This is a genomic window from Ureibacillus chungkukjangi (assembly GCF_044795995.1).
GTDB lineage: Bacteria > Bacillota > Bacilli > Bacillales_A > Planococcaceae > Ureibacillus > Ureibacillus chungkukjangi.
In genome coordinates this window covers 3,115,140-3,136,679 of sequence record NZ_CP085009.1, presented here as the reverse complement: position 1 = coordinate 3,136,679, position 21,540 = coordinate 3,115,140, and the positions used below count along the sequence as shown (strand labels likewise).

The 21,540-nt window shown below is 40.6% G+C and carries 23 protein-coding genes; all 23 read left to right on the top strand.

Annotation, left to right across the window (positions count from 1 at the left end; translation table 11 throughout):
- Window positions 1-259: 259 nt before the first annotated feature.
- The 23 genes from LG296_RS15585 (at window position 260) to LG296_RS15475 (ending at window position 21,540) form a co-directional block, all read left to right on the top strand.
- Window positions 260-967, top strand: coding sequence for a CoA transferase subunit A (locus LG296_RS15585; RefSeq protein WP_107933700.1), 708 nt, complete (start codon window positions 260-262; stop codon window positions 965-967).
- Window positions 964-1,617 (top strand): CoA transferase subunit B, encoded by a 654-nt coding sequence (locus LG296_RS15580; RefSeq protein ID WP_404427208.1) that lies wholly within the window; start codon window positions 964-966, stop codon window positions 1,615-1,617. Before LG296_RS15585 ends, LG296_RS15580 begins: the two co-directional genes overlap by 4 nt.
- On the top strand, window positions 1,610-1,819 hold the full coding sequence (locus LG296_RS15575) for a hypothetical protein (protein ID WP_404427207.1): 210 nt from the start codon (window positions 1,610-1,612) through the stop codon (window positions 1,817-1,819). The genes LG296_RS15580 and LG296_RS15575 overlap by 8 nt, the downstream gene beginning before the upstream one ends.
- A complete protein-coding gene (locus LG296_RS15570) occupies window positions 1,785-2,402 on the top strand; it encodes a TetR/AcrR family transcriptional regulator (protein ID WP_404427206.1) in 618 nt (205 codons plus the stop codon). The genes LG296_RS15575 and LG296_RS15570 overlap by 35 nt, the downstream gene beginning before the upstream one ends.
- 106 nt (window positions 2,403-2,508) lie before the next feature.
- Window positions 2,509-3,651 carry an acyl-CoA dehydrogenase family protein gene (locus tag LG296_RS15565; RefSeq protein ID WP_404427205.1) on the top strand — a complete coding sequence of 381 codons (1,143 nt, stop codon included), beginning with the start codon at window positions 2,509-2,511 and terminating at the stop codon, window positions 3,649-3,651.
- Window positions 3,652-3,775: 124 nt separating this feature from the next.
- Window positions 3,776-5,419 (top strand): AMP-binding protein, encoded by a 1,644-nt coding sequence (locus tag LG296_RS15560; RefSeq protein WP_404427204.1) that lies wholly within the window; start codon window positions 3,776-3,778, stop codon window positions 5,417-5,419.
- 12 nt (window positions 5,420-5,431) lie between these two features.
- Complete coding sequence (locus LG296_RS15555; protein WP_404427203.1) at window positions 5,432-6,793, top strand: acetyl/propionyl/methylcrotonyl-CoA carboxylase subunit alpha; 1,362 nt, start codon at window positions 5,432-5,434, stop codon at window positions 6,791-6,793.
- A gap of 93 nt (window positions 6,794-6,886) precedes the next feature.
- Window positions 6,887-7,099, top strand: a complete 213-nt coding sequence (locus tag LG296_RS15550; protein WP_107933689.1) for an acetyl-CoA carboxylase biotin carboxyl carrier protein subunit — start codon at window positions 6,887-6,889, stop codon at window positions 7,097-7,099.
- Window positions 7,100-7,112: 13 nt separating this feature from the next.
- Window positions 7,113-8,021 (top strand): hydroxymethylglutaryl-CoA lyase, encoded by a 909-nt coding sequence (locus LG296_RS15545; protein WP_404427202.1) that lies wholly within the window; start codon window positions 7,113-7,115, stop codon window positions 8,019-8,021.
- On the top strand, window positions 8,018-8,797 hold the full coding sequence (locus LG296_RS15540; protein ID WP_404427201.1) for an enoyl-CoA hydratase: 780 nt from the start codon (window positions 8,018-8,020) through the stop codon (window positions 8,795-8,797). The genes LG296_RS15545 and LG296_RS15540 overlap by 4 nt, the downstream gene beginning before the upstream one ends.
- 16 nt (window positions 8,798-8,813) lie before the next feature.
- Complete coding sequence (locus LG296_RS15535) at window positions 8,814-10,352, top strand: acyl-CoA carboxylase subunit beta (RefSeq protein WP_404427200.1); 1,539 nt, start codon at window positions 8,814-8,816, stop codon at window positions 10,350-10,352.
- Between the two features lie 220 nt (window positions 10,353-10,572).
- On the top strand, window positions 10,573-11,514 hold the full coding sequence (gene hprK, locus LG296_RS15530) for an HPr(Ser) kinase/phosphatase (RefSeq protein ID WP_107933682.1): 942 nt from the start codon (window positions 10,573-10,575) through the stop codon (window positions 11,512-11,514).
- 43 nt (window positions 11,515-11,557) lie between these two features.
- Window positions 11,558-12,448 (top strand): prolipoprotein diacylglyceryl transferase, encoded by an 891-nt coding sequence (lgt, locus tag LG296_RS15525; RefSeq protein WP_404427199.1) that lies wholly within the window; start codon window positions 11,558-11,560, stop codon window positions 12,446-12,448.
- A gap of 41 nt (window positions 12,449-12,489) precedes the next feature.
- Window positions 12,490-13,131, top strand: a complete 642-nt coding sequence (gene ppaX / locus LG296_RS15520) for a pyrophosphatase PpaX (protein WP_107933787.1) — start codon at window positions 12,490-12,492, stop codon at window positions 13,129-13,131.
- Between the two features lie 4 nt (window positions 13,132-13,135).
- Window positions 13,136-13,645 (top strand): DapH/DapD/GlmU-related protein, encoded by a 510-nt coding sequence (locus LG296_RS15515; protein WP_107933679.1) that lies wholly within the window; start codon window positions 13,136-13,138, stop codon window positions 13,643-13,645.
- Window positions 13,646-14,079: 434 nt separating this feature from the next.
- Window positions 14,080-15,249 carry an ATP phosphoribosyltransferase regulatory subunit gene (locus LG296_RS15510; protein WP_404427198.1) on the top strand — a complete coding sequence of 390 codons (1,170 nt, stop codon included), beginning with the start codon at window positions 14,080-14,082 and terminating at the stop codon, window positions 15,247-15,249.
- On the top strand, window positions 15,246-15,869 hold the full coding sequence (hisG, locus tag LG296_RS15505) for an ATP phosphoribosyltransferase (RefSeq protein ID WP_107933676.1): 624 nt from the start codon (window positions 15,246-15,248) through the stop codon (window positions 15,867-15,869). Before LG296_RS15510 ends, hisG begins: the two co-directional genes overlap by 4 nt.
- Before the next feature lie 15 nt (window positions 15,870-15,884).
- On the top strand, window positions 15,885-17,165 hold the full coding sequence (hisD, locus tag LG296_RS15500; protein WP_404427197.1) for a histidinol dehydrogenase: 1,281 nt from the start codon (window positions 15,885-15,887) through the stop codon (window positions 17,163-17,165).
- 1 nt (window position 17,166) lies between these two features.
- Window positions 17,167-17,772 (top strand): imidazoleglycerol-phosphate dehydratase HisB, encoded by a 606-nt coding sequence (gene hisB / locus LG296_RS15495; RefSeq protein WP_404427196.1) that lies wholly within the window; start codon window positions 17,167-17,169, stop codon window positions 17,770-17,772.
- Window positions 17,769-18,416, top strand: coding sequence for an imidazole glycerol phosphate synthase subunit HisH (gene hisH, locus LG296_RS15490; protein ID WP_404427195.1), 648 nt, complete (start codon window positions 17,769-17,771; stop codon window positions 18,414-18,416). The genes hisB and hisH overlap by 4 nt, the downstream gene beginning before the upstream one ends.
- On the top strand, window positions 18,410-19,168 hold the full coding sequence (gene hisF, locus LG296_RS15485; protein ID WP_404427194.1) for an imidazole glycerol phosphate synthase subunit HisF: 759 nt from the start codon (window positions 18,410-18,412) through the stop codon (window positions 19,166-19,168). Before hisH ends, hisF begins: the two co-directional genes overlap by 7 nt.
- Window positions 19,165-19,806 (top strand): bifunctional phosphoribosyl-AMP cyclohydrolase/phosphoribosyl-ATP diphosphatase HisIE, encoded by a 642-nt coding sequence (hisIE, locus tag LG296_RS15480; RefSeq protein WP_404427193.1) that lies wholly within the window; start codon window positions 19,165-19,167, stop codon window positions 19,804-19,806. The genes hisF and hisIE overlap by 4 nt, the downstream gene beginning before the upstream one ends.
- A gap of 210 nt (window positions 19,807-20,016) precedes the next feature.
- Entirely contained in the window at window positions 20,017-21,540 is a 1,524-nt protein-coding gene (locus LG296_RS15475) for a tetratricopeptide repeat protein (RefSeq protein WP_404427192.1), read from the top strand.

Sequence of the window (21,540 nt, the reverse complement as noted above, 5' to 3'; positions counted from 1 at the left end):
AAATTATCTAAGACAAAGCCATTTCAATTCGGCTTTGTCTTTTTTGTCTTTCAGCAAACAAATAAAAGATGGTACATAAAATGCAGAATTTCACATATAAAGTATTAGAGATATTTTTATATAGTCTTGAAGGACTATTAAAGATTACTCGTCAAAAAATACTATTATTTAAAAAATATAAATATTTAGAATCTATTAGTTTACTATTTAAAAATCATATGATTATAATATATGTAAATTTACTTTAAGGAGGTATTTTGTGCGCAAAGTAGAAAAAACGATACATGAAATAGTGAGTGATATAAAAAGTGGAGCTACTATTCTAGTGGGCGGCTTTGGGCTTTGTGGTATTCCAGAGATAGCAATTGATGCTATTCGTCAAAAAGGCACAAAGAATTTGACAGTTGTTAGTAATAACTGCGGTATCGATGACCGTGGCTTAGGATTATTACTGGCGAACAAGCAAATTAAAAAAATGATTGCTTCCTACGTAGGAGAAAATAAAATTTTTGAGCAACAATATTTAAATGGAGAGCTTGAGGTTGAGCTGACACCACAAGGGACGCTGGCAGAACGAATTCGAGCAGGCGGGGCAGGAATCCCTGCGTTTTATACAGCAACAGGGGTAGGAACACCGATTGCTGAAGGAAAGCCAGTGAAAGAATTTGACGGTAAGGAATATATCGAAGAACGTGCGATTGTAGGTGATTATGCTTTTGTAAAGGCTTGGAAGGCAGACAAACTCGGGAACCTCGTTTACCGAAAAACGGCTCGTAATTTCAATCCGATTATGGCTACAGCAGGAAAAATTACGATTGCTGAAGTAGAAGAAATTGTAGAGGTGGGAGAATTGGATCCTGATGAGATTCATACACCAGCAATATTCGTCCAACATGTAATTTTAGGTGAGAACTACGAAAAGACAATCGAAAAACGAACTATAAGAGCAGAGGAGGCGATAGGATGACGACCGTAAAGATGCGAATCGTCAAGCGCGCTGTACAAGAAATTGAAAATGGCATGAATGTTAACCTTGGGATTGGTATGCCCACTCTAGTTGCAAATGATATTCCAAGTGATTATAAGGTACTGCTGCAATCGGAAAATGGACTATTAGGTATTGGCCCCTATCCTTATGAAACCCAGGTAGACCCAGACTTAATCAATGCAGGAAAAGAGACAGTTACAGCTGTACCAGGTGCATCATTCTTTGACAGCGCAGAAAGCTTTGCAATGATTCGAGGAGGCCATATCGATGTAGCAATTCTAGGAGGAATGGAAGTATCTCAGGAAGGGGATTTGGCGAACTGGATGATTCCTGGCAAGGTTGTTAAAGGAATGGGTGGAGCGATGGATCTTGTACAAGGAGCAAAGAGAGTTATCGTTATTATGGAACACGTTTCGAAATACGGAGAATCCAAGATTAAAAAAGAGTGTACATTGCCGTTAACAGGGAAAAGCGTCGTCCACCGTCTTATTACAGATTTAGCTGTATTTGATTTTACGGACACAGGAATGGTGCTTATTGAAACAGCATCAGGTGTCTCAGTAGAGGAAATCAGAGAAAAAACAGAAGCTGATTTTGTTATCAGTGAAAATCTGAAAGAGTATGTATAAAGCGGAGAAAAAAGGGGATTTCGACGTTATTTATAGTAGTTTGCTAGAAAAGAAGATAAATAGATTTAATATTCTAAATAATGGTAATCGACAAAAAATGGAAAATATAATGACCTTTGCTACAAAAAAACCTGAAATACAGGGGGTGATTGATAGGGGGGAAAGCGATGGCAGTACAATCGTTGAAGGAAAGAATCATTGAAACGGCACTGGATCTTTTTCGGCATAAGGGCTATCACGGGGTGTCGGTAGACGAAATTGTCGAAACAGCAGGAACATCCAAGGGTGGATTTTATCATAAGTTCAAATCCAAGGATGCACTGTTATATGAAATACATGATGTATTCATTTCTCATGTGTTAAAAGAAACCAAAAAAGCATATGACCAAAATGAAACTCCAATCGATAAAGTGTGTTCAATGTTGTATGCGTTTACAAATGTATTTGACGTGTATCAACGTCATATTACCGTATTCTATGACGAAAGCGCCTATTTACCACCAGAATATAAAAATGTCATCAAAGAAAAGCGGACAGAATACCGCCAAATGATAGAACAAGTAATCGAGGATGGAAAGAAAAGCGGTCATTTTAGACCCGAGATTTCTACCACAATTACGACAATGGCTATCATAGGGCTAGTGAACTGGACATATAAATGGTATCGACAGAATGGCAGTCTAACGATGGAGCAAATTACACTTCATTTTAACGATTTGATTTTAAGAGGTATTGTGACAGATCAAGGCAGTCAAGAAGCGAAACATAAAAAATACCTAATCTAAATATTAGTGGATATCCAGTCAGTGAGGTCTGGTTTTTTTAACATAATGTACAAACCGACTAGTCGGTACCGATTGGACAGTCGGCAAACTAAAGGGGGAATAAGGGATGAATTTTGAACTAACAAAAGAACAGCAAATGATTCGTGATATGGTCAAGGAGTTTGCTCGAGAAGAAATTGCTCCTTATGCACGAGAGCTGGATGAGAAGCATGAATTTAGGAAAGAAAGCTTCGATAAAATGGCGGAACTTGGTCTTTTCGGTATTCCGTTTCCTGAGGAATATGGCGGTTCAGGAGGAGATACAATTTCCTATGCATTAGCGGTAGAAGAAATTGGACGTGCATGCGGAGGTACGGGCTTGAGCTATGCCGCTGCTGTCAGCTTGGGAGCAACGCCTTTCTATAACTTTGGAACAGAAGAGCAGAAACAGGAATTTCTTGTTCCGATGGCGCAGGGGAAAACACTTGGTTCATTCGGACTGACAGAGCCCAATGCCGGTTCAGATGCAGGAGGAACAAGAACGAAAGCTTACCTCGAGGGTGATGAATGGGTTATTAATGGCGAGAAATGCTGGATTACAAATGCTAGCTATGCCCGCCAGGTAGTTGTGACAGCTGTTACAGGTAAGAATGATCGAGGTAAAAACATCATCACGGCCATCATTGTCCCAACTGACACACCGGGTGTGACAATTCGTTCGGAGTATCAAAAAATGGGTGTTCGTGCCTCCAACACTTGTGAAATCATTTTGGAAAACGTTCGTGTACCACGCGAAAACGTACTTGGAGATGAAAAGAAAGGATTTGGTCAGTTCTTAAATACGTTGGACGGCGGGCGTATTTCTATTGCTGCACTATCTGTAGGGATTGCACAGTCTGCTTACGAGAAAGCTCTGCAATATTCTAAGGAACGCGTACAATTTGGGAACTCTATCTCTAAATTACAGGCAATCCAGTTCAAATTGGCGGACATGGCAATGGAAATCGAATTAGCTCGAAATATGGTAATGAAGGCAGCATGGTTGAAGGATCAAGGCAAGCCGTTTAAAAAAGAAGCAGCATTCGCAAAGCTTTTTGCTTCTGAGATGGGTTTCCGTACTTGTAACCAGGCTATCCAAATCCATGGTGGGTATGGCTATATGGCAGAATACGATGTTGAACGACATTTACGGGATATCAAACTGATGGAAATTGGGGAAGGAACATCCGAAATCCAGCGTGTTGTCATTTCACGTATATTGGGCTGTTAGTTCTTTGGTAAATAAGAAAGTATAAAACTTTCATATCACATAAGTGCAACTAAGTCTGCCCACAAAAATGCTTGGCAATCAGTCAATCTTTCTAAACAAATAAATGATATAGGGAGGAATGCGTATGGCAGAGTTGGTTTATCAAACGCTTGGCGAGCTACTAGAAGAAAAGTCTGCACAATATCCAGATAGAGAGGCATTAGTTTATGCAGACCGGAATTTCCGTATGTCATATGCCCAGTTGAATAAACAAAGTGATTTAGTTGCGAAAGCGTTGATGGCAATCGGACTTGAAAAAGGGCATCATTTCTCGGTATGGACGACGAACGTACCTGAATGGCCGGTACTGCAGTTTGGGTCTGGCAAGATGGGAGCACCACTTGTAACGGTGAATACTAATTACCGTACAAGTGAACTAGAATTTTTACTCAAGCAATCTGATACAAGAGCCATTATATTAATAGACCAATATCGTGACCATTCATTTATTGATACATTATATGAAATTTGTCCAGAATTGAACGACTCTAAGCCAGGTCAGTTGCAAAGTGCCCGCCTGCCACTTTTGAAAAACGTTGTTGTTATTAGCGACAAGAAATATCCTGGGACGTTCAGCTACGAGGAATTTTTAGCAAAAGGTATTGAAGTGTCAGATGAACAGCTAGAGCAGCGCAAAAATTCCATAAGATTTGATGATGTCATTAATATTCAATATACATCAGGGACCACTGGTTTCCCGAAAGGTGTTATGCTCACGTCTTCCAATCTGATCAATAATGCGATTAATATTGCAGAATGTATGAAGCTGACGCACGAAGACCGTCTATGTATCCCAGTACCGTTTTTCCATTGCTTCGGGTGTGTTATTGGTACATTGGCTATCGTTTCAGTGGGAGGCACAATGGTACCTGTGCAGGAATTCCATCCAGAGGAAGTACTTCGAACAGTTGAAAAAGAAAAATGTACTGCACTTCATGGGGTGCCGACAATGTTTATCAGTGAGCTGAATTTGCCTAATATCAAGGAGTTTGACTTATCAACGTTACGAACTGGCGTAATGGCTGGTTCCAATTGTCCAATCGAAGTGATGAGGGACGTTATTAATACACTTGGAATGGTAGATGTGACAATTTGCTATGGTCAAACTGAGACGTCACCCGTGCTTACACAGACACGTACTGATGACCCATTGGATCTTAAAGTAGAAACAGTTGGACGCGCTTTGCCGAATGTGGAAGTGAAAATTGTGAAGCCTGGTACAAACGAAGAGGTTCCTAGAGGTGAGCAAGGAGAAATTTGCGCACGAGGCTATGTGGTTATGAAGGGGTATTACAATAATCCAGAGGCGACTCAAGAAGCAATTGACTCAGATAGTTGGCTCCATACTGGCGATCTTGGCACGATGGATGAAAATGGGTACGTTCGTGTTACAGGACGTTTGAAGGAGATGATTATTCGCGGCGGAGAAAATGTTTATCCACGTGAAATAGAAGAATTCCTTTATCAACACCCAAAAGTGCTGGATGTTCAGGTAACCGGTGTACCGGATGAGAAATACGGCGAGGAAGCAGCAGCATGGATTATCTTAAAAGAAGGGCAGATAGCAACGGAAGAGGAGATTAAGGAATTTTGCACTGGGAAAATATCGAGGCATAAAATTCCACGACATATCATTTTCATTGACAGCTATCCTATGACGGCGTCTGGAAAAATACAGAAGTTCAAACTTCGTGAACAGTTTTCAGGTTTCGTCAAAACACTGAAGTAAGGAGGTTAGAATATGTTCAAAAAGGTTCTCATAGCGAATCGAGGAGAAATCGCACGACGCATTATTCGTACTTGTAATAGATTAGGCATCGAAACGGTAGCCATCTATTCAGAGGCTGATGCTAACAGTCTTCATGTTAAAGAGGCAACGGAAAGCTTCTGTATCGGTAAACCGCCAGTAGCGCAAAGTTATTTGAATATAGACGCCATTTTGGATGTAGCAAAACAAACCGGTGCCGATGCTGTACATCCAGGCTATGGATTGTTATCAGAAAATGCAGCCTTTGCAAAACGGGTGGAGGAAGTAGGAATAACATTCATTGGCCCAAAATCACAGGTCATTCAAGCAATGGGCAGTAAGCTTGAGGCTCGCAAAACAATGCAGCAGGCAGGAGTGCCAATTGTGCAAGGAGTAAATGAACCAATTGAGGACACGGACGAAGCTGCAAAAATTGCAGAAGAGATTGGTTTTCCAGTGATGCTAAAGGCTTCCGCAGGCGGTGGTGGAATTGGTATGCAGCTAGTTAACAATGAAGAGGAGTTGCGTAAGGCGTTTGAGGGCAATCAAAAACGTGCACAGAGCTTCTTCGGAGATGGCACAATGTTTATCGAAAAATTCATTGCAGAGCCTCATCATGTAGAAGTGCAGGTGCTGGCTGATGAACATGGAAACGTGGTACCGGTATATGAGCGCGAATGCTCTATCCAGCGACGCAATCAGAAAGTCGTGGAGGAAGCACCTTCTCCATTCATATCAGAAGAAACGCGTAAAAAAATGCTGGATGCGGCAGTGGAGGCTGCTAAGCATATTGGATATACAAATGCGGGAACGATAGAGTTCTTGGTAGACCGTAACCAAAACTTCTACTTCCTTGAGATGAACACAAGACTTCAGGTGGAGCATCCGGTAACTGAAGAGATTACGGGACTGGATCTCGTAGAGCAGCAGCTAAAGGTGGCAAATGGTGAGAAACTTGCCTTCAAAAGAGAAGACATCCAGAAAAAAGGGCATGCAATTGAGGTGCGCATTTATGCAGAACACCCAGTTACTTTCTTCCCTTCACCAGGAAAAATTACGAAACTTGTATTACCAGAGGGAGAAGGAATCCGACATGAGGTAGCAGTAGAAACAGGGAGCGATGTTACACCTTTCTACGACCCAATGATTGGAAAGCTCGTGGTATATGGAGCGACAAGGAATGAAGCATGTGTACGGTTGGCGGATGCATTAAGTAACTATGTAATCGAGGGTATTAAAACAAATATTCCGATGCTATTAGAAACGGTGACACATGAGCAATTTTTAAAAGGCATCACAACAACGAAATTTGTAGAGGAATACTATTTACCAAACGCAACATCAGTCGGTAAATAAGACGAGAAGAGGCGCGGAAGATTGAACTTTGGCGAGTCAACATCTACTACGAGCCCCTTCTGTCGCATTCTATTTTACGCGGAGGGATAGTATATGACAATAGTAAAAGCGAGTATGGCAGGAACAGTATGGAAAATTTTAGTAACAGAAGGTGAACAAGTAGCAGCTGATCAGGAGGTTGTTATTTTAGAATCCATGAAAATGGAGATTCCAATTGTTACAGAAGAAGCAGGAATAGTAAAAAGGATTATTGTTGCGGAAGGCGATTTTATCAATGTAGACGACGATCTTCTTGAAATTGAATAAGGGAGTATAACCCATGCAGCTACCGAAGCGAGTACAAATCAAAGAAGTAGGACCACGCGATGGATTGCAAAATGAAATAATGTTTATTCCGACTGATGCGAAAATCAAGCTTATTAATCAGTTAAGTGACACGGGACTAAATTATATTGAAGTGACGAGCTTCGTGCATCCGAAATGGATTCCGCAGCTGGCAGACGCAGTAGAGGTTCTCAAGGAGATTAAGAGAAACACCGATATTACTTACGCTGCACTGGTGCCTAACAGTAAGGGACTAGAACGAGCGCTTGATGCTCATGTAGATGAAGTGAGCGTCTTCATGTCGGCGAGTGAAGGTCATAACAAATCGAATATCAACAAATCTATTGACGAAACGTTTCCTGTTTTAAGGGAAGTCGTTGATGGCGCTCTGGCAGCAGGTAAGACGGTTCGAGGGTATATCTCTACCGTCATTTCCTGTCCTTACGACGGCCATACAAAACCTGAGCAAGTAGTATACGTGGCAGAAAGGTTATTTGATATGGGCATCACTGAAATATCGCTTGGAGATACCATCGGCGTTGGTGTCCCAACGCAGGTGGATGCTTTGCTACAGGAATTGTTGCATCATTTTAAGGCAGAGCAGCTGGCGATGCATTTCCACGATACACGTGGCACGGCATTAGCAAATGTTATGACAAGTCTGGCAAATGGCATTACAAAATTTGATAGTGCCTTTGGTGGACTTGGCGGCTGCCCGTATGCAAAGGGGGCATCGGGCAATGTGGCGACAGAGGATCTATTATATTTATTGCATGAGATGGGTATTGAAACAGGGGTAAACCTTAAAAAAATCCAGCAAACAGCTCTTTCAATAGAAAGAATTATCGGCAAAAACCTATCATCCAAGCTGGCGGCTATTGCACGAGGGGAGGAAGAATCATGACAAAATTCGTAAAAGTCGAAGTGCAAGATGGTGTAGCACTTATCATGTTTACCCGGGCTGAGGCTGCAAATAGCTTGTCCATCCAAATGCTAAATGAAATCAATGAGACACTTGAAGCGATTCATTATGATCGTTCCATACGTGCTGTTATCGTCACTGGCGATGGAGATAAGGCCTTTTGTGCAGGAGCAGACCTAAAGGAACGTAAAGAGATGGATGAAGAAGAGACTCGTAAAACCATCGCACTTATTGGCAGGACGGTGAACCACTTCGAAGCGATTGCCCAGCCGGTTATTGCGGCAATCAATGGTGTAGCATTTGGCGGTGGCCTAGAGCTCGCACTTGCATGTGATATTCGGATGGCTAGCAGTACGGCAAAACTCGGATTGACCGAAACAGCTCTAGGTATCATTCCAGGTGCAGGAGGGACACAGCGGCTTCCTCGTCTTATTGGTATCGGTAAGGCAAAGGAGTTAATTTATACAGCTCGCCGCCTGTCAGCAGAGGAAGCTTATCGATACGGAATCATTGAATACATTGTGGAGCCACAGGACTTGCTTAAACAGGCAAAGGAACTGGCACTTGAGATAGGTAAAAATGCGCCTCTTTCACTCGTTCAAGCTAAGACAGCAATTAATCAAGGAATGCAGACGGATATTTCTACTGGACTGCAGATCGAATCATTAGCCTATAGTCGATTACTTCATACTGAAGACCGGCTGGAAGGGTTGAAAGCTTTTCAAGAAAAACGTTCGCCAGTCTATCGTGGCAAATAAAAGGGGGATGGGAGAAATGGCAGAATATACAGCTGAAAGCAAGCATCAAGAAATGCTGGATACAGTGTTAAAGGGTGGTCATGAAAAATATCACGAAAAGAATAATGAACAAGGAAAGTTATTTGTTCGAGAGCGTTTAGAGCTATTATTTGATGAAGGGCTTCAAGCAGAGGATGGAACGTTTGCCAATGTACTTGCAGGCGATTTACCTGCGGATGGCGTCGTCACGGGTATTGGAAAAATTCACGGGCGTACTGTGTGTGTAATGGCAAATGATTCAACAGTCAAGGCAGGATCATGGGGAAAACGAACAGTTGAAAAAATTATACGCATACAAGAGACAGCAGAAAAACTAGGCGTTCCCCTATTTTATTTGGTCGACTCGGCTGGTGCCCGTATTACGGACCAGCTAGAGATGTTCCCTGGTCGCAGAGGTGCAGGACGAATCTTTTATAACCAGGTGAAATTGTCCGGTCGCATTCCGCAAATTTGTTTGTTATTTGGTCCATCTGCAGCGGGAGGAGCATATATTCCTGCCTTCTGTGATGTCGTGGTCATGGTAGAAGGAAATGCATCAATGTATTTAGGATCGCCTCGAATGGCTGAGATGGTTATCGGTGAAAAAGTAGATCTTGAAACGATGGGCGGAGCAAAGATGCACTGTTCTATTTCCGGCTGTGGCGATGTTCTAGCAAAAAGCGAGGAAGAAGCCATTAGCTATGCAAGAAAATATATAAGCTATTTTCCGGATAATTTTAAGAATAAACCGGATGTCGAAAAGCCAAAGCTTCCTTCAAGTTTTGAAAAGTCGATTGAGGAAATCATTCCTAAAAACCAAAATGCCTCCTTCAATATGCATGATTTAATCGACCGGATTATTGATGAAGATTCATTTTGTGAAGTGAAAAAACTGTTTGCTGGCGAAATCATCACTGGTTTTGCACGAATCAACGGTCAGTCTGTCGGCATCATTGCAAATCAGCCACGAGTTAAAGGTGGGGTATTGTTCCATGATTCGGCAGATAAGGCTGCGAAATTTATAAGTCTGTGTGATGCCTTCCATATACCGCTGATTTTCCTTGCAGATGTACCAGGCTTCATGATTGGTACACAGGTAGAGAAAATGGGCATTATCCGCCACGGGGCAAAAATGATCTTTGCCATGAGCGAAGCGACAGTACCGAAAATTACAGTTATTGTTCGCAAGGCATATGGAGCAGGTCTTTACGCAATGGCTGGCCCGGCATTTGAACCGGACGTATGTATCGCATTAACAGGTGCTCAAATTGCAGTAATGGGACCAGAGGCAGCAGTTAATGCGGTTTATGCCAACAAGATTGCGGCGCTACCAAAAGAGGAGCAGGCAGCGTTTATTGAAAAGCAGCGGGATGAGTACAGAAAAGAAATTGATGTATATCGACTCGCCTCTGAACTAATTATCGATGATGTAATTCAACCCAATGACTTACGCAAGACATTGGAGCTACGATTAGACGCTTACAAGTCTAAGAAGCTAACATTTACAGAACGCAAGCATGGTGTCAGTCCAGTTTAATGTTTTGGAGGATTTGACGTAGCCTGGTTAGTTAGATGTTAAGAATTATAGCCTGTATGTTGAAGGAATTTCTATCAGCATATAGGCTTTTTGTGTGGATACGAGGGTAATTATGGATTTCTTATAGAATGGAAAAGGATTAATTTAAATACAATCCACCTGTTACATGCTAAAATAGGTACTATATGTCAATAGTATGAATAGAAATTGGTAGGGGGTAATGACCATTCAAGTCTCGACAAAAGAAGTCACAGAAAAATTTAATTTAACGTTAGTAAGTGGGCATGAAGGAATTGGCCGTTCTATTACGACAAGCGATATTTCAAGACCAGGGCTTGAAATGGCGGGCTATTTCACGCACTATCCTGCAAATCGTGTTCAATTAATCGGAAAAACTGAATTATCATTTTTTGAAATGCTCCCAACTGAATTGAAAAAGGAACGTATGCTAAAGCTTTGTTCTCACGAAACGCCAGCAATCATTGTTTCAAGAGGCTTAGAGATACCGCAGGAGTTAATTACTGCTTCTGATGAAAATGATGTTCCGGTATTAAGTACAACTATGAAAACATCAAGCTTCTCAAGTAGACTAACGAATTACCTGGAAAGTAAATTAGCACCTACTGCTGCAGTACATGGTGTTCTTGTCGATGTTTATGGAATTGGCGTTTTAATTATCGGGAAAAGTGGCGTTGGGAAAAGTGAAACTGCACTAGAGCTTATTAAAAAAGGCCATCGACTAGTAGCTGATGACTGTGTAGAAATTCGCCAGGAAGCAGAGAATCTAATTATCGGAAGTCCACCACCTCTATTAGAGCATCTACTAGAAATTCGTGGAATCGGTATCATTGATATTATGACGTTATTTGGAGCCAGTGCCATCCGTCCAACAAAGCGAATTACATTGATTATTGAGCTGGAAAACTGGGATCCAGAAAAAACATATGATCGATTAGGTCTAGATGAAGAGAAAATGAAAATTATTGATACAGATATTACTAAATTAACGATTCCTGTTCAGCCAGGGCGTAACGTATCTGTAATTATAGAGGTTGCTGCAATGAATTACCGTTTGAAAAAAATGGGTGTAAACGCAGCGCAAGAATTTTCTAGAAGATTAGACGAAGTAATTGCCATCCAAGATGAGATGGACGATTACTAAGGGTTCACTAGAAAATTGCTTTAAAATGAAAGGGGTATTTTGAATGGAACAAGTATTACTTGCGATAAACCCTGTAGCTTTTTCAATAGGTACCATTGAAGTAAGATGGTACGGAATTTTAATTGCTTTAGGTATTGTACTAGCATATTTCGTAGCACAAAAAGAGGCAGTAAAAAGAGGTTTGCCAGAGGATTTCCTAACAGATATGTTAATTTGGGCAATTCCAATCTCTATAATAAGTGCCCGCATCTACTATGTTGCGATGAAGTGGGAATATTACGGAGCTAATCCAGAGAAGATTATTCAAATCTGGAATGGCGGTATCGCGATTCATGGTGCTTTAATTGGTGCTGTTATTACTGCTTATATTTTCAGTAGGAATAGAGGTATTAGTTTTTTAAAGGTTGCAGATATCGTAGCACCGAGTCTATTAATAGGACAAATTATTGGTCGCTGGGGTAACTTCATGAACCAAGAGGCTTATGGTGGACCAGTGTCGCGTGAGTTCTTAGAAAACCTAATGATCCCAAATTGGATTATTGAACAGATGTATGTTCAAGACCTTGGTACATATGTACATCCGACATTTTTATACGAATCAATGTGGAATGTAATTGGACTGATTATTCTACTTACTTTACGCAAAGTAAACTTACATCGCGGGGAAATTTTCTTTGGCTACATGATTTGGTATTCAATTGGACGTTTCTATATCGAGGGTATGAGAACAGACAGTTTGTACCTAATCGGTGAATTGCGTTCTGCACAAGTTGTATCTATTTTAGCGATTGTTTTGGGTATTATTTTCATTGTTTACAGAAGAATGAGGGTACGCCCTGTTATTCGTTATCTTGATGAAGAAAAGGCTCCGAACAATAATAAGAAAACTAATACTAAGAACAATAACGTTAAGAACAAGGCGAAGAAAAAGTAAGCAATTAATTGGAGCTCGCACCAGAGATAAGGAGTTGCAACATTCATATGAAGGCTTTGCTATTTGATTTTGATGGAACTTTATTAAATACAAATGATCTAATTATCCAAACTTTTATGCATGTATTAGAGGAACGATTTCCTGGGCAATATTCGCCAAAAGATTGCATGAATTTCATCGGTCCGTCATTAAGAGAGACGTTTGAGCAATTAACTCCGAATGAAATCGATGAAATGATTGAGAAATATCGACAATGGAATTACGCGAATCACGACAATTTAGTGACAGAATACGACGGTGTAGTCGATACATTAGAAAAGCTCAAGCAAAAAGGCATCCGTTTAGCCATTGTTTCAACCAAAAGACGAGATACCATTGAAAAAGGGTTAGAACTAATGGGAGCAAAACATTTATTTGAGTTTTGGGTTGGTGTAGACAGTGTGAAAAATGTAAAGCCAGATCCTGAGCCAGTTCTATTAGCTATTGAGAAATTAGGTGTTTCAAAAGAAGATGTCTTAATGATTGGCGATAATTATCATGATATCTTAGCTGGTAAAAATGCAGGTGTAAAATCGGCTGGTGTGGCATGGTCTATCAAGGGTGAAGAGTATTTAAAGCAATTTGATCCAGATTATATGTTGCAGCATATGTCTGATCTATTAACGATTGTGGAGGAGTCTTAGTCTGATGAGAAGAACGGAACGATACCCTGTTCAAGGTGCAAACTCATTATGGAAGGTCTATCAAACGGTGTCATTTTGGAAAGTGATGAAATGCTTTATCTTTATTCAAATTGGACGAATCACGCCGTTTATGAGAATAAAAAATTGGATTTATCGCACGTTTTTACATATGAAAATTGGCGAAAAGACTTCTCTAGCGCTGATGGTAATGCCAGATTCAATGTTTCCTGAAAGAATAACAATCGGGAATAACACTATTATCGGCTATAACACAACCATATTAGCCCACGAATATTTAATAGAAGAATATCGTTTAGGTGATGTGAAGATTGGCAGCGAAGTAATGATCGGAGCAAATTCTACAATCCTACCAGGCGTTGAGATTGGTGATGGCGCCATCGTTTCTGCAGCTACACTCGTGCATAAGGACGTCCCTGCCGGAAGCATGGTCGGAGGAAACCCAATGCGCATCATCTACACTGCCGAGCAAATGGCTGAACGAAAAAATAAATAGTTTTGATGAGAAGAATCTAAAAGTATGATGAATGCTTTTAGATTCTTTTTTTGTTAGGTAAGGACTTAATGAAGAGTGATGGATAGAGGGAAAGTCGTGCGGTAAGGGAGAGAAGTCACCAAGTAAAGAATGAAAACTCGCAAGTAAAGGGTGAGAACTCGCACGTAAACAGCAAGAACCCGCACGTAATACAATCAAACTCCCAAGTACCCGCACCAAACTCGCAAGCCCCCACCCCCTCCACATCCCAAGGTTTTTCTATCAACCAATAAAAGGTATAATAGAATTATTCATAATTTTTATAATATTTACGGAAAATAGTATTTTCCAAATCAATGGATTGACGAACTGATGGATGTTCGGTAAAATTACTTTAACATATCAGCTCTCTAATTCTCTAGTGTACTAAAGTATAAATGGTAGGAAGTGTTATTATGTCATCGATAAAAATGTTTGAAAAACCATTAGGAATGCGTGATACATTCCCAGTCACTTATGAAAAAACGGAGGAAGTTCGTCAAATCGGACGTGAATTTTTACGGGCTCGCGGGTTTGATTTTATTCAAACACCAAGTCTTGAGTACTTTGATACTGTGGGGAAAGCATCGGCAATCTATGATGCTTCACTATTTAAATTAGTAGATAGTCAGGGGAATACGTTAGTGCTTCGACCTGATATGACTACACCAATCGCGCGTGTAGCTACATCGAAACTATTAAAAGAGAAAATACCTTTACGTTTAGCATATTTTGCAAATGTTTTTCGTGCCCAGCAAACTGAAGGCGGGCGTCCTGCTGAGTTTGGCCAGATGGGTATTGAAATTATTGGAGATGGATCAGTTTTTGCAGACGCTGAAGTGATTATGACAGTTATTCATTTAATCCAAGCCTTTGGAATCGATTCCTTCAAAATTACAATTGGCCATGCGGGTGTCTTAAATTGTATTTTAAAGGATTACACAGAAAGTATGGAACAAGCTGATGCTCTCCGAACTTTATTAGTTGAACGAAATTACGTTGGCTTTGAACAAGCAGTTGAAAGCTTCAATCTACCTAAAACTAAATCAGATGCTTTACTGCAATTCATAAGTGAAGCGACAAATTTTGTAACGATTCAGGATATCGAAAAGTATGTGCGAAAAAATGATGCACTTGAATACATGCAGCAGCTAGTGGAGCTTATTGATGCTGCGAATCTATCAGAATATGTTGCTTTAGACTTTACATTATCAAGTCATATGAATTATTACACGGGGATGCTGTTCGAAGTATTTGCTGAAGGAAGTGGCTTTGCATTAGGAAATGGTGGCCGCTATGACGGGTTATTGCACCATTTCGGCACTAAAGTGGGAGCGACTGGCTTTGGAATTCGAGTAGACCGTCTTCTGGAGGTTATCCCTTCCAAACCAACGACTAGTGAATCAATTGGTGTCATCTTTGAAGAAGAAGCCCTATTTATCAAAGCTTTAGAAATGGCTAACTCTTTTAGAGAGGAAGGCAAACGAGTTACATTACAGTCGCGTAAAGGGTTAGTAGATGAAGAAGCATTTGCTAAACACTTCGATCGAATCATGTATGTCAGCCAGGAGGATTTAGTAGAATGAGTCATTTAACAATTGCCATGCCTAAGGGACGGATTTTTGAAGAAGCCTATCAAATGCTGATAGAAGCAGGGTTTAACTTACCTGAGGAAGTTGAAATGTCACGTAAGCTGATGATTGAAATTCCGGAAGAGCAAATTCGATTTATTTTAGCAAAACCGACGGATGTACCTGTTTATGTAGAGCATGGTGTTGCAGATCTTGGAATTGCCGGGAAGGACACTTTGCTGGAATTACGTAGAAATGTACATGAGCTATTAGATTTGAAAATAAGTCAATGCTACATCGCTTCGGCAGGTTTACCGAATACAACGATGAATGAAATAGCGCCACGAATTGCAACGAAGTATCCGAATATTGCCATGAATTACTATAAGGAAATCGGTGAGCAGGTAGAAATTATTGAATTAAATGGGTCGATTGAGCTCGCACCGATGATTGGCTTAGCGGATCGCATTGTCGATATCGTTTCTACTGGAAGAACCTTAAAAGAGAACGGGCTAGTGGAATACGAGCATATTACAGATGTTTCGTCTCGACTCATTGCCAATCCAGTAAGCTATCGAATGAAAAGCTCACGTATTCAAGAATTAGTATCACGAATGAAGAAAATTGTTATTTAGGAAGAAGGGCTATTTGTGAAAATTACAAGCTTAACGGACACAATATCTTTAAAGAGACAGCTTGAAGGAGGTAATGAAGAACAATTAAAAACAGTTCGAGGTGTGCTTCAGGATGTTCGTGAAAACGGTGATGCAGCCCTTCGCAAATACAGTGAAATGTGGGATGGCATATTACTAGATGATTTCCGTGTTACGCAAAATGAGATTGATAATGCCGTGCTAAACTTCGATCCGCAGCTTAAACAAGATTTAGAAGAGGCAGCAGCCAATATCCGCTACTATCACGAGGCGCAAAAACGTGATGGGTACAAGCTTCCAATCGATAATGGCTCTTGGCTGGGACAAAGAATTATCCCATTAGATGCAGTTGGATTATATGTGCCTGGTGGGTTAGCGGCGTATCCTTCTTCTGTGCTAATGAATGTTATTCCTGCCCAGGTTGCGGGGGTTGAGCGAATTATTATCACTTCTCCAGCAGGAAAGAATGGAAAACTTCCTGATGCCGTGCTTGTTGCAGCTTCTATATTAGGGGTAAGGGAGATTTATAAGGTTGGTGGAGCACAAGCCATTGCAGCCTTAGCCTACGGAACAGAAACAATCGATCCGGTTGATAAAATAACTGGTCCTGGTAATATCTTCGTCGCATTAGCAAAACGTGAAGTATTCGGTGAAGTGGCGATCGATATGATTGCTGGACCTAGTGAAATTGCAGTATTAGCAGATGAAACGGCTTATGCAGATGAAATTGCTGCTGATCTACTCTCTCAAGCTGAGCATGATGAATTAGCTTGTGCCGTTCTTATCACAACAAGCGAGCGATTAGCTCAAGATGTGGCACTAGAGGTTGAACGACAATTAAGCACATTACCAAAAGAAGCGATTGCACGTAAATCGATTGAAAACTTTGGTCAAATCTATGTTGCAAAGGATTTGGAGCAGGCAATACAGGCGGTTAATTCATTAGCGCCAGAGCATTTGGAGGTTGTAACAGCGAATGCAGAAGAGGATTCATTAAAAATTCGTCATGCAGGGGCAATATTTATCGGGCGCTATAGCTCAGAGCCAGTTGGCGATTATTTCGCCGGTACAAACCATGTACTGCCAACAAATAGTACAGCCCGTTTTGCAAGCGGCTTAAATGTAGATGACTTTATTAAAAGGACAAATGTTGTTTATTATTCTGAAAAAATGTGGGAGGAAAGTGCACCGAAAATTGCACGACTTGCAAGGATGGAAGGTCTGGAAGGGCATGCGCGTGCAGTAGAATCTCGAGGTTGGACTAAAGGAGATAAATAATATGACAGAACAAAATAAACGATTTGCTCGAATTGAACGCAATACAAATGAAACAAAAATCGCTGTTGAATTAAATTTAGACGGAGATGGCCAAGCAGAAGTACATACAGGTGTTCCATTTATGGACCATATGCTGGATTTATTTATAAAACACGGTTTGTTTGATGGCAAGATTATTGCTGATGGGGACACACATATCGATGATCACCATACAACAGAGGATATCGGCATTGTATTAGGGCAAGTGATTCGTGAAGCACTTGGCGATAAAAAAGGCATCAAACGCTATGGAATTGCCTTTGTACCAATGGATGATGCACTAGCTCAAGTGGTCATTGATTGCTCAAACAGACCGCATTTAGAGTATCGTGTAGAGCCGGAGCTAAAAGAGAAGGTTGGCAGCTTTGATACAGAGCTAGTCCATGAATTTTTATGGAAATTTGCTCTGGAAGCACGCATGAATGTTCATGTAATCGTTCCTTATGGTCATAACACACATCATATTATTGAAGCTATTTTTAAAGCGCTGGCTAGAGCAATAGATGATGCGGTACAAATCGACCCACGAGTGAAGGGTGTACCGTCAACAAAGGGGTTGCTGACATGAAAATTGGGGTAATCGATTATGGAATGGGAAATTTATTTAGCGTAGAACAAGCATTAAAAAGACTTGAATGTGAGGTTGTAGTTTCAGCTAATCCTCAAGAATTGACGGCAACAGATGCTCTTATTTTACCTGGTGTTGGTGCTTTTCCTGATGCCATGAAGCGCTTATCTGAAACGGGCTTAGATCGTTTCGTTCGTGAACAAGTCGATGCCAATAAGCCGCTTTTAGGAATTTGCTTAGGAATGCAATTGCTTTTTGAAGAAAGTGAGGAGGTAACTCCTACGAAAGGCTTTGGGTTCTTTAATGGGAAGGTTACACGATTCACAGGTGAAACCCCTACTGGTGAAAAATATCGCGTTCCTCACATGGGCTGGAATACATTAGAATTTAAATCCTTACCTAAATGGCTAGAAGACCAAGCTTTTCCAGAAAGTAAATATGTTTATTTCGTTCATTCATTTTATGCAGCCAATATAAATCGCGAGCAGCTTGTAGCCAGTGCCGATTATTTTGATACAGAGGTGCCAGGTGTTGTACAAGCTGAAAATGTGTGTGGAATGCAGTTCCATCCGGAAAAGTCAGGAGAGTTCGGTGTGTTCTTACTTGAACAATGGTTAAAAGGTGTGGGGGTGCTGGCATGCTAACAAAACGTATTATCCCTTGCCTTGATGTAAAAGAAGGTCGTGTTGTAAAAGGGATTCAATTTGTAGAATTGCGTGATGCCGGAGATCCGGTTGAACTAGCGAAATTTTATGATGAGCAGGGTGCTGATGAGCTTGTCTTCTTAGATATCTCTGCCTCCCATGAAGGTCGCCAAACAATGGTTGATGTGGTGCGTCAAACAGCGTCAAGCCTAGCGATACCTTTTACTGTTGGAGGGGGTATCCGTACTTTAGAGGATATGAAACGAATTCTTCGTGCAGGTGCAGACAAAGTATCAGTGAATACCTCAGCGCTTGAACGCCCAGAGCTGATAAAAGAAGGCTCTGATTTCTTTGGAGCGCAATGTATCGTGGTAGCAATCGATGCGAGATATTCTGAGGAAGATGGCACTTGGATGGTCTATACTCACGGGGGCCGCAACAAAACAGATTGGCAAGCAGTTGAATGGGCAAAAGAAGCGGTACGTCTTGGTGCAGGCGAGATTTTACTAACAAGCATGAATCAGGATGGCGAAAAAACAGGCTTTGATTTAGCTTTAACAAAGGCAGTTCGTGATGCTGTAACGGTACCAGTGATTGCAAGTGGTGGAGCTGGAAACGCAGAGCATTTTGTTGAGGTATTACAAGAGGTTGATGCAGATGCAGCACTTGCAGCATCAATATTTCACTATAAAGAAACAAGTGTAGCTGAAGTGAAATCAGTGTTACGCGAAAAAGGGGTTTGTGTCAGATGATAGAAGGCTTAAAGTTCGACGACAAAGGTTTAATAACAGCAGTTGTTCAGGATGCACAGTCAAAAGAAGTGTTAACTGTTGCTTATATGAATGAAGAATCACTACAAAAAACAATCGAAACAGGGGAAACTTGGTTTTACTCTCGTTCAAGACAAGAGCTTTGGCATAAAGGGGAAACAAGTGGAAATGTTCAAAAGGTAGTGTCTATAAAATCAGATTGTGATCAGGATGCGTTAGTAGTAGAGGTAATGCCGGCCGGGCCAGCATGTCATAATGGAACGACTACTTGCTTCACAAATTCAATTGTTCAAAACGACGTCGTAGGATCAGTAGATATTATTCCTGAGCTAGTAAATATCATTCGCCAGCGTGAAAATGATATGCCAGAGGGTGCTTATACTACATATCTATTTGAAAAGGGTATCGACAAGATATGTAAAAAAGTCGGTGAAGAAGCAACAGAAGTAGTAATTGGGGCAAAAAATCGTGATGCCCAGGAAGTGAAGTGGGAGACTGCTGATTTAATTTACCACTTATTAGTGCTTCTACAGGAACAAAAAATCGATGTCTATGAAGTTCTAGAAGTTTTAAAATCAAGACATGACGAAAAGAGAGCAAGTACAAAAAATAATCAATAAAATGAACCTGATTTCTTACAGTTAAAGCGAGGATTATTTAGGGATAAAGCAATACTTAAATAATGACGTATTACGTAATTATGTTATAATAAGTTTAATTGTCTAAGGAACGTACTATGCGTTCCTTTTGCTTTGTTTTAGCGATGTTTTACTATGACAAAGCAACGTAATTACGCCAAGGTGTAATGAATTTAGGTCGGAGGATGTACTTTGGAAAATCAACGTCAAAAAGAAAAACTTAATAATGTTGTATCGTTTATTCCAAACGGTGAGTATTATTTTAATAAAGCGCTCAAAGCCATGGATAAAGACCAAATGGATAAAGCGTATAAATATATGAAGAGAGCAGCCGAACTAAGTCCAGATGATGCCCATGTGTTGATGCAGTTGGGGATTTTGGAAATGGAGGCTCAAAATTTTGAGAAGGCGTATGAATTGATTCATACTGCTTATAGCATAGAGCCAAGTGAACCAGAGCACGTCTTTTTTTTGGCGGAGGTTTCAGGCTGTATCGGGATGATTCGTGATGCTCAAAAGTATGCGGAAATGTACCTCGAGATGGAACCGGACGGAATGTATGTTGATGAGGCCGAGGAAATTATTGAATTTGTTCAATATGAACACGATGAGGAAGAGCCATTAAATGAGGAAGACTCTGAAAAATTAGTCGCTCAGGAAAAAGCGCGTCGCTTGATGGAAAACGGTCAATTTAACCAGGCAATTGAAGTGCTTGAGCAGTTAATTGAACGCTTCCCTGACTTATGGCCAGCCTACAATAATTTAGCCTTAGCTTATTTTTATATAGAAGAAGCAGAGCAAGCAAAAGCTTTGCTACACCAGGTTCTTCGTGAGAATTTAGGAAACTTACATGCAATTTGTAATTTAACAGTCATTGCATATTATGAGAAGGATGATCAGGAATTATCACAGCTCATTGACATGCTAAAGAAAATCAATCCCTATGACTGGGAAAACCGCTATAAGCTAGGGGCGACATTAGCTTTAATCGGTGAGTACGAAATGGCTTATAAATGGCTTCAAAGCATGAAGAAAAAAGGCTTTGCCGGAGACACTGGCTTTTACTTTTGGTTAGCACAGGCTGCCTATTTTAGTGGTCATGTTGAAGAAGGTAAGCAAGCATGGAAAATCCTTGTCGATCTTGACCCATCAAAGGACGGGTTTGAGCCGTGGATAGATGTGGAAAAGGAAACAGACGAGGAATCCTTAGAAAATAACCGTGAATTTATCATCGAAAAGATTGTAAGTAAATATAGTACTCACCGCATGTTTGGATTTTTCCTATTAAGTAAGTCAGCTTATAAGCAAGAGATTATTGCACATCCTAAGCTTATCGATCTTACAAAATATAGTGGGGTTGAAAAACTATGCTTAGCCTATGCACTTGGACATGAATTTGATGAAGTAAATGAAATGGAAAAGCATTTTGTCCGTTCCATGGAAGTGGCAGAGGAGCTTTATAAAAGCACAGCCACAATCACATTAGAAGTCCAATATCTATTCCAAATGTGGTTTGTGTTAAGTGAACGTGCATTAAAGGCTGAATACCAATTTAAAAATATTAAAGCATTGGCAGCGGCGGTAGAGTATATGTTCTTTTCAACTATTAATAGTAAAAAGGTGACAAAAAAGCACTATGCACTTAAGTTCGGTATATCAACTGCAACCTTAACGAAGTATGTTGAAGAGTTAATCGAATATCTTCCATTTGATTAG